This is a genomic window from Paenibacillus sp. 2KB_20 (genome assembly GCF_052115765.1).
Lineage (GTDB): Bacteria > Bacillota > Bacilli > Paenibacillales > Paenibacillaceae > Paenibacillus_AQ.
In genome coordinates, this window is sequence record NZ_JBFRHH010000002.1 from 303,208 (window position 1) to 315,703 (window position 12,496).

10 protein-coding genes are annotated in these 12,496 nt (G+C 50.3%); 2 read left to right on the forward strand and 8 right to left on the reverse strand.

Annotated features, from left to right (window positions below; translation table 11 throughout):
* Positions 1 to 8: 8 nt before the first annotated feature.
* Together AB4124_RS07205 and AB4124_RS07210 are read right to left on the reverse strand one after the other, a co-directional pair.
* Positions 9 to 1,028 carry a Gfo/Idh/MocA family protein gene (locus tag AB4124_RS07205; RefSeq protein ID WP_441972031.1) on the reverse strand — a complete coding sequence of 340 codons (1,020 nt, stop codon included), beginning with the start codon at positions 1,026 to 1,028 and terminating at the stop codon, positions 9 to 11.
* A gap of 25 nt (positions 1,029 to 1,053) precedes the next feature.
* Complete coding sequence (locus tag AB4124_RS07210) at positions 1,054 to 1,827, reverse strand: sugar phosphate isomerase/epimerase family protein (RefSeq protein ID WP_441972033.1); 774 nt, start codon at positions 1,825 to 1,827, stop codon at positions 1,054 to 1,056.
* Between the two features lie 139 nt (positions 1,828 to 1,966).
* Between AB4124_RS07210 and AB4124_RS07215 the strand changes: the two genes are divergently transcribed.
* Positions 1,967 to 2,794 carry a helix-turn-helix domain-containing protein gene (locus AB4124_RS07215; protein ID WP_430110803.1) on the forward strand — a complete coding sequence of 276 codons (828 nt, stop codon included), beginning with the start codon at positions 1,967 to 1,969 and terminating at the stop codon, positions 2,792 to 2,794.
* 123 nt (positions 2,795 to 2,917) lie between these two features.
* On the opposite strand, the gene AB4124_RS07220 is transcribed toward AB4124_RS07215, so the two are convergent.
* Both AB4124_RS07220 and AB4124_RS07225 read right to left on the reverse strand, forming a co-directional pair.
* The gene (locus tag AB4124_RS07220; RefSeq protein WP_430110436.1) at positions 2,918 to 3,982 is read right to left on the reverse strand and encodes a bifunctional transcriptional activator/DNA repair enzyme AdaA; all 1,065 of its coding nucleotides are present in this window, start codon (positions 3,980 to 3,982) and stop codon (positions 2,918 to 2,920) included.
* 258 nt (positions 3,983 to 4,240) lie between these two features.
* Positions 4,241 to 5,110, reverse strand: a complete 870-nt coding sequence (locus AB4124_RS07225) for a carbohydrate ABC transporter permease (protein ID WP_441972035.1) — start codon at positions 5,108 to 5,110, stop codon at positions 4,241 to 4,243.
* A 219-nt stretch (positions 5,111 to 5,329) separates the two neighbouring features.
* Here AB4124_RS07225 and AB4124_RS07230 point away from each other — a divergent pair, with 219 nt between their 5' ends.
* Positions 5,330 to 6,442 (forward strand): RNA-guided endonuclease TnpB family protein, encoded by a 1,113-nt coding sequence (locus AB4124_RS07230; protein WP_441972489.1) that lies wholly within the window; start codon positions 5,330 to 5,332, stop codon positions 6,440 to 6,442.
* 129 nt (positions 6,443 to 6,571) lie between these two features.
* On the opposite strand, the gene AB4124_RS07235 is transcribed toward AB4124_RS07230, so the two are convergent.
* From AB4124_RS07235 to AB4124_RS07250, 4 genes are all read right to left on the reverse strand, one after another.
* Positions 6,572 to 7,447 carry a carbohydrate ABC transporter permease gene (locus tag AB4124_RS07235; protein WP_076322415.1) on the reverse strand — a complete coding sequence of 292 codons (876 nt, stop codon included), beginning with the start codon at positions 7,445 to 7,447 and terminating at the stop codon, positions 6,572 to 6,574.
* Between the two features lie 45 nt (positions 7,448 to 7,492).
* Entirely contained in the window at positions 7,493 to 8,818 is a 1,326-nt protein-coding gene (locus tag AB4124_RS07240) for an extracellular solute-binding protein (RefSeq protein WP_339269802.1), read from the reverse strand.
* A 98-nt stretch (positions 8,819 to 8,916) separates the two neighbouring features.
* On the reverse strand, positions 8,917 to 10,488 hold the full coding sequence (locus tag AB4124_RS07245; RefSeq protein ID WP_430110800.1) for a response regulator transcription factor: 1,572 nt from the start codon (positions 10,486 to 10,488) through the stop codon (positions 8,917 to 8,919).
* Positions 10,469 to 12,289, reverse strand: coding sequence for a cache domain-containing sensor histidine kinase (locus AB4124_RS07250; RefSeq protein ID WP_441972038.1), 1,821 nt, complete (start codon positions 12,287 to 12,289; stop codon positions 10,469 to 10,471). Before AB4124_RS07250 ends, AB4124_RS07245 begins: the two co-directional genes overlap by 20 nt.
* Between the last annotated feature and the right edge of the window lie 207 nt (positions 12,290 to 12,496).

The following is a 12,496-nucleotide window of genomic DNA, read 5'->3' on the forward strand; positions in this document are numbered from 1 at the left end:
ATATCATATTACAGCTTCACAATTCTACCGGTCTCTTGGGATTCGAATGCACCCAGGATCACGTTCAAGGAACGCAGTCCTTCCTCGCCGGAAATGCTAGGAGGCGTGTTCGTAAGAATGGATTCGACAAAAGTGTCGATGACGCCGCTCGGAACCTGCTTCTCATTGGTTGCCATGGCGCCAACCTTGTAGGTTTCCACTGTACCGTCGGTCAGCTCAACAACCACTTCATCACCGTTAACGGTTCCGATCATCATGGCGCCCTTCTCGCACCATAATACCGTTCCGTTATCACCGGCTCTGTAATGCGTCCAGCTCGCCATCAGTGTGCCTACGGCCCCGCTCTTCATGCGAACGATGCAAGTCGCGTTGTCGTCTACATCGGTTCCGTCTTTATGAACCGTTCCGATGAAACCCGCCACTTCCATGATTTCATCGTTCAGCAAATAACGGATAAAGTCGGATTTATGCACGCCGAGGTCACCCATAGCGCCCATAATCGCTTCTTCTTTGCGGAAGAACCAGCTGTCTCGACCATCGAGGCTCCAGCTCTCCGGACCGCCATGGCCGAAGGAAGTACGGAAGGTAAGCACCTTGCCGAGCTTGCCGGAATCCAGGATTTCTTTCGCCTTCACGTGGGGAGGCATGAGACGCTGGTTGTGGCCTACCATCAGGTAAACCCCATTTTTGCGGGCTGCCTCGATCATTTGCTCTCCTTCTTCAGCCGTTGTTGCCATCGGCTTCTCCACCAGCACATGAAGACCGGCATTCGCAGCCGCGATGCTCATTGGAGCATGCAGATAGTTCGGCGTACATACGCTAACGGCATCGAGCTTCTCGTTCTTCAGCAGTTCTTGATAGTCTGTATAAGCTTTACCGCCATATTGGGCTGCCATTTCTTCGGCGCGTTCCTTTACCGGATCGGCAAAAGCAACCAGCTCCACGTTAGCATTGTTCGCGTATTCAGGAATATGTCTGCGCTGGGCGATTGCGCCGCAGCCAAACACAGCCACTTTAATTTTACTCATTGAAAGTCTCCTTTGTGCAAATAGATTAGAATTGGTTCAGGTAGTTCTGTTTCAGCCAGTTCATGCTGTTCTCTACGCTTTGCAGCGGCGGATTCTGACATACGTCCTGCTCAACGATCAACCATTCCGTGCCTGCATCGGATGCAGCTTGAATGACGCCCGGCAGGTTAACCGAGCCTTGACTCAGCTCCAGTGTTTTCATGTTGCCTTCTGAATCCTTACTAAAATCTTTCAGGTGAAGCAGCGGAAGACGGCCTGCATATTTTGGAATGTAAGCAAGCGGATCTTGTCCGGCGAATTGTACCCAGCATACGTCCATTTCCACTTGCACGGCTTCCGGCGTCGTTGCGGAATACATCGCATCAAATACGAACTGGCCATCGACCTCGGTTTCGAATTCGAATGCATGGTTATGGTATCCAAAAATCAGTCCCTGCTTGCGGGCTTCGGCCCCTACTTCCTCCAGGAAGGAGAAGAGGTTCTTCCAATCCTCGGCATCTTTACGATCTTCTTCGGCCACATATGGACACATCATATATTTAGCGCCAATGGTTTTCAGGTAATCAATTTCCTTCTGCAGATCTGCACGAAGAAGGTGCAGGCCTACGTGACTGCCGATCGCTTTCAGGCCAAGTTCTTGAAGAAGCGTTTTCATTTCCTCGGCTGGAATGTCTCCATACCCTGCAAATTCCACCCCTTCATAACCTAATTCAGCCACTTTGCGAAGCGTACCGCGGAAATCCTGTGCTGTCTCATCGCGCAGCGTATACATTTGCAAACCAATGTTCATTCTTCTCATTATAGCGCACCTCGATTCCAAAAATGAGTTACTGCTCTATCTGCTACTATCATACATGCAAATAGGCTAAAATGAACATAAACAATATTGCTGCAACATGAACTATCTGCTTACATTTTTACTGGGGGTTGTTACCATGATGGAAGCAAGACTGCTCATCTGCGACTATTCCTATCACTTTCAGCAGTTCAGCAACAGCCATCGTGGTGGCTTGACGACCTATCTGTTCCGTCTCCAAACCGAAGGCTCCTGCGAAATCTACTGCAACGGCATCGAGCACCACGTGCAGGCAGGCGACCTGCTGCTGCTGAAGCCCGGCGATGAATACGAGCTGCGGGTGAAGGAAGATGGCGAGGATGGCCGCGTGTCCAGCGGGGATTATTTTATATTTTGCGACGGCACCTGGATTGATGATTGGTGGAACCGCATCCCCCGCCCTGTCGTCAGCCATGTCGGGCTCGACGATCATTTGCTGGACCTGTGGAGACAGATGCTGCTGGAGAAGCGGCGCGGACTTGAGGGGGAAATCGGGGAGCTGACCGACTACCTGCTGCGGAGTCTCTGCCTCTGCCTGGACCGGGCCATTACCGAGATCAAGCCGACCGATCGTCTTGCCTTTACCGCCCTGCGGCTGAAGCGATTCGTAGAGGAACATGCCACCATCACCTTCAAGCTGGAGGAGGCTGCTTCCCATGTGGGACTCAGTTTATCCCGTGCCGTTAAACTGTTCAAGGAATATTACGGAAAAACGATGATCCAGTACGCCCTGGAGATCAGGTTGAATGCAGCCGTCGAGCGCATGAAATACAGCACCATGACGCTGGAGGAAATCGCGGAAACCTGCGGCTTTGCTAGCTATTCCTATTTTCACCGGGTATTCCGGGCCAACTACGGCGTGTCCCCGGTCAAGTTCCGGGCAACGGCAACGGTACCGGCCAGGCCGGAACAAGCAAAAGGCCCCCGCTGAATTTTTTCTTCTATATAATGAGGTAATAAAAAAGCAGCCCATGCTCATCCTTAAAGGCAGGAGCTTGGCTGCTTTGCGTATTCCAGAACTCTAATTTCTTTCCTTGCTCGTATTGGAAGACAGCTATTCATGTATGGTTGCAGCACTCATCGATTTCTCATGATGCAGCAGCCACTGCTTGCGCGACAATCCTCCGCCATATCCGCCCAATTCGCCGCTCGTATTGATCACCCGATGGCATGGAATGACAATCGCGAGCTGGTTGGCGCCATTCGCTTGAGCAACGGCACGATAGGCGGTAGGCCTTCCCATCGTTGCTGCGAGCTCGCCATACGAAGACGTCTGTCCAGGTGGAATCTGCAGTAACTGATCCCATACTTCTTTTTGAAACGGCGATCCTAATAGAAACAAAGGTGTCTTGAATTCCGTTAATTCCCCGTCAAAATACGCGCCGAGTTCAAGTTCGATCGAACGGATCGGAGCTGTATAACCCGGAATGATAGCTGACTTGGTTCTCTGCCGGAGACGTTCAACCTCACGCTCCAGGCCCCGGCGGTCGACGAATTCGAGCAAATACAGCGCCTCCTCATCCGCGATGGCCATCATCGGTCCAAGGCGCGTGTCGAGCCACGACGCTTTTAAGATCTTGTTATTCCCCGATCGAGTAGGCGCTGCGCCCATAATGCGCGAAAAAGCATCCCTAAAGCCACTGCTGGACTCATAGCCGGTCGACAGCTGCGCATCGATGATGGCATGCCCCTCCCGGATTTGCTTCAGGGCAAGTCCCATCCGCCGTGCCCGTGCATATTCGACGAAGGTCATCCCGAACCGCTTCTTGAATTGGCGTCTCGCCGTCGAGGCATCCACGGACAGCTTCTGAAAATCCTGGTTGGTCCACCTTTTCTCCGGATTTTCTTCCACCGCCTCAACGAGCAGCCGGACCAGGTCGGACACCTGATTGGGGTGTGATAGCGGACGGCATCGTTTACAGGGCCTGAAGGAAGCAAGCAGCGCTTCTTGAGCCGTCTCGTAAAATTCACAATTTTCCATTTTTGGTTTTCGGGCCGGACATGTCGGGCGGCAGAACACCCCCGTGGTCTTCACGCCCACATAAAAAACGCCCTCGTACTCCGATTTCTTTTCCACTAATGCCTGATAATACTCCTGTTGATTCGCAGCCGATATCACTTGGGGTTCCTCCCTCGATCTCATATTCGTACACTGTGGCTATCGCTTGCAAGCCATCATCTCATGCTCTCTTTGTCCTTGTCTTCCTATTATATTGGATATGCCGGCATGGCGTAGCCGAAAATCGTGCATGAATATTTTCGAGGGAGAAACGCCAACCTGATAATCCTAGTTGACCTAATAATACGAAAAACCCCTTCCTTTGAACCGGAAGAGGCCTTTCTTTTAAGAATATTGAATTTCCTTAAGACCAAAGATTTAACCTTTGATGGACCCTGCCACCATACCCTTCATGATCTGCTCCTGCAAGATCAGGTAGGCCACAATCGTTGGAATGACTGCGATCGCCATCGCTCCCATCGTCAAGCTGTAATCTGTGCCGAAGCCGTCCGAGAACAAGGACAGACTGAGCGGCAGCGTCTTCAGCGCTTGCGTATTGATAAATACGAGTGCGAAGGAGAAGTCATTCCAGAATCGAAGGAATGCCAGAATCGATATCGTTGCCACGATCGGCGTACAGAGCGGAAGAATCATTCTGCCGAAGATTCCCCACCAGCCGCTGCCGTCAATCATGGCCGCTTCTTCAATCTCTCTTGGAATGGATGACATGTAAGCCATCGCCAAGAAGATCGCGATTGGCAGCTCAAATGCCGTATAAGGCAGAATGAGCGCACCGTACGTGTCGAGCAGGCCGATATTTTTCATCATAATAAACAGGGGCACCAGCGTACTATGAATCGGAATCAGCAGCCCGGTCGTAAACAACACGACCACCAGCTTTTTGAACCGAAACTCGAATCTGGACAATACATATGCCGCAAGTACACTGAGCAGGATGGTCAGAACGACAGCTGTAATCGTCACAACCGTTGAATTCAGCATCGCTCTGCCCATATTTCCAAGCTCCCATGCCCGGAATAAATTCTCGGTCATCCACTCCTTCGGCAAGCCGTAAGGGTTGGTGAAGAAATCCTGATTCGATTTAAACGCGCTCGTAAAAAGCCAGTACAAGGGATAGAGCGTAAGAATCGCATACACAATCAGCAGCAATTTTACGAACCCGGTTAACCCCTTCGTGATGACGCGTTTCCCTGAGGTACTTTCGGTCCCGGTCGTCTGTAAATTCATACCGCTCCCTCCTTCATACTTTGCGTAAGGACACTCGTGACTTCAGTCATGAGAGGAATACGTTTCTTTCTCCTCCTTAGAATCATCGCGAATGCTCTTTCTTTCTCTAAAAACAAACAATCACTTTGAATGGGAACAAATGTTTGGTATAGTGGTTAATAAATGATAGTCCCATTTCCTTTACTTTATACCCTGTCGGAAAGGATGGAAGAGGCCTTGTTGAAGCTAACGGTCACTGCCAAAATTAAAATTTCACCTTCACCAGAGCAGAAAGAGTTGTTATGCCAGACGCTCCGCGCATATCAGCTGGCGAGCCAATTTATATCGAAACTCGTCTTCGATGAGAAGGTGCTTCATCAACAGAAGCTGCATCTCTTGACGTATCGAAAGCTTCGTGCCGATTTTCAGCTTCGCTCTCAAATGGCGCAATCTGTGATGAAGACGGTCATTGCCCGCTATAAGTCCATTCAAGGAAATGGACATCCCTGGACTCTTGTACGATTCAAGAGACCGGAACTCGATTTGGTCTGGAACCGCGATTACTCCATGAGTAACCAAATGTTTTCGATCAATACCTTATCCGGGAGAATCAAAGTCCCCTTCGAAAGCAAAGGTATGGAACATTATTTGGATGGAACATGGGCATTTGGCACAGCCAAACTGGTCCATAAGCGGGGGAAGTTCTTCTTGCATATCCCCGTGACCCAAGTTGTGAACGAACCGTCCGTGCATGACATCGAAAGAATCGTCGGCGTGGATATGGGTATCAACTTTATCGCCGTCAGCTATGATTCGCAAGGAACAACCGCATTCTTTCACGGCAGAAGGATCAAGAATCAACGCTCAAAATACAAGCGGCTTCGCAAGCGGCTACAACAGATTGGAACAGCTTCTGCCCGCAGAGCGATCCAGCGAATCGGACAACGAGAAAACCGTTATATGACCGATGTCAACCATCGGATATCGAAGGCACTCGTTGACCGGTACGGAGCAAATACCTTATTCGTCGTGGAAGATTTAACAGGCATTCGCCAAGTGACAGAGCGTGTTCGCATCCGGGATCGATACGAGACCGTGTCGTGGTCGTTTTACCAACTTCGTCAGATGATAGAGTACAAAGCGATTCGTTCAGGCGCCAAGGTGATCGCAGCGAACCCGAAATACACGTCCCAAAAATGCCCGAAGTGCGAGCATACGAATAAAGCGAACCGCGACAGGAAGAAGCACCTTTTCTGTTGCAGGGAGTGCGGCTACAGCTCTAATGATGATCGAATTGGGGCCATGAATCTTCAGCGCATTGGAATGAAGTACATCGCTGAAGTGGCTGTGTAGGTATACTCCTGTACAGCCGGGCAGCGGTCAACCTGCCTATCGTAACGCCATGTTAAGGAAGGAGGCCTAACCGCCGCTCTCACTTCCGGGCAGTTACAAGCTCTTGGCTTCAGTCATGAGTTGTTGATGTTAACTTGACTTTCTGCGCGTTGCGAAATAGTTAAGCGCGATAAGAATGGCGCTGACGATCATAATCATCGTGGAGACGGCGGAGCCGTAACCGTAACGGTACACACTGAACGTGCTGTTGTACATATAAGTGGCTAGCAGCTCGGTCGATTGCGCCGGTCCGCCACCTGTCATGACGATGACATGGTCAAAAGCTTTCAGGCTTCCCGAGATGCATAGCACAATGGTTACAACAACCGTGCTCCAGATCATCGGCAGCGTGATTTGCATCAGCTTGTTCCAGCCGGTGGACCCATCGATTTTGGCCGCATCATGGATCTCCGGTGAAATATTTTGCAGTGCTGCGATAAAGATGACCAGATAAGGGCCGATGTTCGCCCAGTTAATCGGGATTGATATCGCCAGCATGTTGACTTTTGGATCGGACAGCCAGGCACGGGTCCATGACTCCAGACCGAGCATCTCCAGCACATAGTTGGCGATTCCGAACTGAGGATGGTAAATGTAACCCCAGATGAGACCGACAACAACTGTGGAGAGAACCATCGGCATGAATACGGCAGACCGAATGAACCTGGAGAAGAACGAATTCTTGAACAATACAATAGCCAGAATCAACGCGATTGGAACCTGACCGATAATGGATGATACGACCAGAATCAGGTTGTTTCGAAGCGCCCGCCAGAAGATCGGATCCTTGAACATCTCTTTATAATTATCAAGACCGATAAATGTGGCGTCTCCGAACCCTTTCCAACTGAAAAATCCGTAGTAAGCTGACCAGAAGACCGGAATAATGACAAATATCAGAAACAACAGAAGCGCAGGAAGAAGAGCTATGGCTATAAATCCTTTGCTTCTCATCGCTGTAGGCATGGCAGCCTCCTCCCTCCTAATCCTTGTGCAGTGATGAACGGTTTCTTATGGAGTAGCGGATCTGGCTTGCGCATCCTGTAGCTTCTGGGCCACACCTTCGACGGGGCCGCCCATCATAATTTCCTGCAGACCGTTGTTGATGACTTCAGCCGCTTCTGCAGACAGATAAGCATCGTATACCGGCGTAATGCTTGTGGATTTCACCAGGTTAAAGGCTTTGTAGTACAAGGAAGTAACTTTGGCCTGGTCGATTTCGGTATCGTACATTACCATGGAGTTGCTCTCGGCAATCGCTTTTTGCGCTTCTGGTCCGCTGACCGCATAAATCAGTTCCAGCGCCAATTCTTTCGCTTTCCCTTCCGTTCTGCTGCTAAGGGCCAGACCGCCGCCAGCTCCGCCGGAGATGGTGTTAGCCTCACCTTTACCGCCCGGGATCGAAGGCAGTGTCGTCACTTCAATATCCTTCATTTGCTCCTCCGAAGAAGAAGCCGCCAGGTTTGTGAGTGTCCATGCACCGCTGATCATCATCGCTGCATTTCCTTGGATGAAATACTGCTCGGCTTGCGTGTTGTCGATGCTGTTCGCGCCTTCCTGGAAGGCTTTGTTATCTACCAGCTCTTTGAAATATCCAAGCGCTTCGATAAACTCAGGATCGGTGAATTTCGCACCATCCTGTGCTGCCGCTTTCTTGAACCATTCGGTGCCTGTCACACGATCGGCAATCGATCCGATAATGGTGGATTGCGCAACCCATGGCGCTTTGTTTCCGAGTGCGATCGGCGTAATGCCGTTATCATTGAACGTTTTAACCGCCGCCATCATTTCTTCCCAAGTCGTTGGAACTTTTACGTTATGTTTGTCAAACAATGCTTTGTTGTAATAGAGAATCGAAGTTGCGGACATGCCTAGTGGAGCAGAGTATATCTGGCCGTCCTCGAACTCGTAGGGATCAAACGCTCCCGGCAGGAATTTATCCTTCCAATCCGAATGCGCATCGAGCACCTCTGTAATCGGCTGAAGCAGTTTCGCCTGATGAAGTTCAGCTGACTGACTTCCTGCATATACGAAGAATACATCCGGCATTTCATTCGCAGCCGCAACCGTACTCAGACGTTGACGGTAACCGTCCGGCGGAATCGCTTGTGCATCGAGCGTAACTTCAGGATGGTCCTGAGCAAACTGATCGATAAAGCTTCGGACTGATTTTGCACGCAGGTCATCACCGGCAAAGTTATGCCAGATTGTCAGCTTGACCTTCTCTTGATTACTCTCATTTCCTCCCGCCTGCTCTTTGCTTTGCCCGCCTCCGCAAGCTGCAAGGACCAGTGACATCATCAGCAGAACAAGACCTATTTTACGTTTTGGTCTCATGGTCAATCCCCCTTTTTTAATATACGAAAATGATGAAACGTCTTAGATGATTAGTCCAAGTATATAAAAGGATATAACGCTTACATAGGGGATATAATTCAGTCGATAGAGGGACAAAATTCAGGATTTGCCCGATACTCCGACGGGGTTTGTCCTGTCCATTTCTTGAACAGACGGTTAAAATACTTAATATCCTCATAGCCGATTTCATTCGCAATTTCACTGATTTTGGCTGGCGTTTCCCGCAGCAGGTGCATCGCTTTTCGCAGTTTCGCCTGGGTCACGAATTCGATATAATTCTGCCCGGTTTCCTTCTTGAACATCTCGCTGAAATAGTTGGGGTTCATATGAACATGCTTGGCCACTTGTTGGAGAGACAAGCTCTGTCCCAGATGCTCATGAATGAAGGAGATCGCTCGCTGGACGGGACTTGTCGTCGACACCATATCACGGTACTCCTTCATGATGAGCCCGAGCGAATCGACCAGCACCTTCTCCGGATTCTTGGTCAACTCGCGGATATCGTACGTCTCTTCCACTTTCACCGGACTGGTATAGCCGATAGACGTTGCAGCCCGTATAAGCCAGCGCTGTGCCGAGACGATCAGGGAATGTAGGTAAGCCTGAACCGAGCCGGGCGTTGCCTGGTCCTGACTTTGGATGCGCCGCAGCAAATCCGTCACCCATGCCTGCAAGTCGGCGGATTCTCCCGAACGCAGCAGGGATGACAGCTTGGTTTCTTCTTCCATCGAACAGACCGTGCGGATGCCTGTACGTCCTTCGATATCTTCATAGCGGATATGCCGTTCCGATTGCAGCAGCCACTCGTAGGAGCTGGCCTCTACCGCGGTAGCCAGCGCAATGTGCAGCTCCCTGGCGTTTGCGACCCGTCGGCCGCTGGCAGCCTTGATGCGGCAGGCGTGCATGGATTCCATTTTCCGCAGAGCGGAATCTACCCGCCCCCAGCCATTACTCGGCTCTGCCCGCACCAACAGAAGCAGGGAGCCGTTCCACTCCAGCCACGCACATTGCAGCACTTCGGCCAACTCCGTGCCGATTAATCGATGCAGCTCGCTAACGTTCGATTGTTCCTCTTCTTCTGGATGCAGCGGATATACCGACAGTATCCAAATCTGCAGCACCGAGCCGTTCGATTCCAAACGCAGCTCCGGGTATCGCTCACACAATTCGGCCTCGGCATGCTCGTCCAGCGGAGTGCCGGAAGCAAGCAGCCTTCTCAGGAAACCCCGGCTGACTACCAACTCCTGCGCCCTTCCCTTCGCTTGTGTAAGCCTGCGCTGTAACAGCCGTTCCCTGGCTTGGACAGCAGCCTCAATAATTTCCCCGGGCCTGCTCGTCTTCAGCAAATAGTCACTTACGCCTTCCCGCATCGCCTGCTGCGCATATGAAAATTCATCATATCCCGATATAACAATGATTTCGATCTCGGGATACTGCTGCTTGACTTCATGTGCCATATCCAGTCCGCTCAAGCCTGTCATGCGAATATCGGTAAAAATAATTTCGGGCATTTCAACAGGAATACGCTGAAGGGCTTCCTCCGCTGAAGCCGCGGGCGTCAGCACCGTAAAGCCGTTATCGGCCCAATTGATCACTGTACTCAGACCATTTCGAATGATCACTTCATCATCAACGATCAGTACCTTCAATGTCGCCATCCCCTTTACTGGATAATTCAGATTGTTGAATTTCAGATAAATCAGGTATCGTAAACATCACACGTGTTCCGACTCCTTCCGTACTCTCCACACGCAAGCCCGCATCCTTGCCGTAATGAAGGAGAAGCCGTTTATGGACATTGCGCAGCCCGTAGCTTCCGCGCGGGGTCTGCCCCTTCTCGTACTGAAGCGGATTCTCAACCAACTGATCCTGAAGCCATTTCAGGCGCTCCGTCGTCATTCCGATGCCATCATCCTCCACCACGAAGTGGATCCCTTCAGGCTCGCGGTGCCCGCGAATCGTAATCGTCCCCATCCCGTCACGGCTCAAAATACCATGCAGCATGGAGTTTTCAACCAACGGCTGCAGCAGCAGCTTTAACATGGTGTGCTGATACAGCTCTTCCTCCACATGAACCTCAAACTTGAACTTTTCCGGATAGCGGATGGTTTGGATATTCACGTAATGACGGACATGCATAATTTCCTGCTGAATCGTGCAATATTCCTGCCCGTTATTGAGACTGAACCTCAGGAAATCGCTGAGCGATCCCACCATCTCGGCGATTTTCACATCCTGGTTCATCAGCGCCAGCCAATGGATGGATGACAGCGTATTGTAGAGGAAATGCGGATTAATCTGCACCTGCAGCGCATGCATATCCGCCTCCTTCTTCAGCGACTCGTTCAGCTTCACTTCGTCGGTAAGCTTCACAATCCGAGAGCTGAGCCGGTTGTAACTGATAATGAGCTGCCCGACCTCATCGACCGTCTTAACCGGGAGAGCAGGCAGCGGCTCTTCCGGGCTTGAATTCTTGAGAAACTTTGTTAGCACGGACAGCGGATTCGTAATTTTCTGGATCAGGAAAAGAACCAGTATAATGGCAAGCAGTATAGCCACGGTGACGGCAACCGCCGTCAATTTGATGAAGTATTGGTTCTGGGAACGGTATTCCTGTGAGGGTATGATGCCGACCAGTTTCCAGTTCACACTGGACATTTTCTTATAGAGAATGGTCTTCTTGTTGCTCCCCTCGCCATAGTCTATATTTCCGCTGAGCCCCTCAAACTCTCCAATCGAAGGATAATAGTCTGCAAGTGTAAGATTGGTCTCCATATCCGGCGGACCGGCGATAATCCGGTTATTCTCATCAAGAAGAAGGACAAACCCGGTCTTCTCCAGGACGGCCTGCCGGAATTGATTGGCAATGACGCCCTGATCCAGGTTGATCTGCAGATTCCCGATCGGCTTATATTTATCCGTGCTCCGGATCGGTCTGGCCAACGTAATGACTTTCCTAACGCCTTCAAAAGTCCACTGCCGATGTACAAAGGACCACCATTTGGGATGATGCTCGTAATAATCGGGGACCACTTCGGTAATATTCCGGAACTCGGAGCGAACCAAGGACTTATGCGAGATCGCATCTTTGCTGCCGAGCGGTTCGACAATGATGTTGGCGATATAATCTTTGGAAAAGGCCAGATTCGTCAAAAAATTAATAACCGTCGTCTGCTGGACATAGTTGCTCTGTTCGGTCTTCAGATAGGCTTGAACACCGGTATGCCCGATGAGAAACAGCGAGATGTTCTCCACGTCTTTGACCATCGTATCCAGGTAAGCTTCCAGCTGTCGAAGTGTATTCATTCCTGTAATCTTGGCCTTCTCCTCCGTCAGACTCTTGGCTATGTTAAAAGAGAAAATACCGAGAAACAGCAGCGGCACCAGCGTAGCGATAATAATAAGTAACGACAATTTATGCTTTAGCGATTTCCCAAGCCATTGCTGCATAAAAACACCTCGTTCAAAGCCCTCATGGTATGGACTTGTTATATTACTTAACATTGAATGCGTTTACTTACGAAATCACTCTCTTCCCCTAGCAAAAATGTGTCAGGTTTATTAACTATCTTAGAGGAATCTTAAGACTCAAGTAAATGGTAATAAAGACCTATGAAAGAGGATGAATTCTTCTTGCATAGGTTCTATATGCGCCAT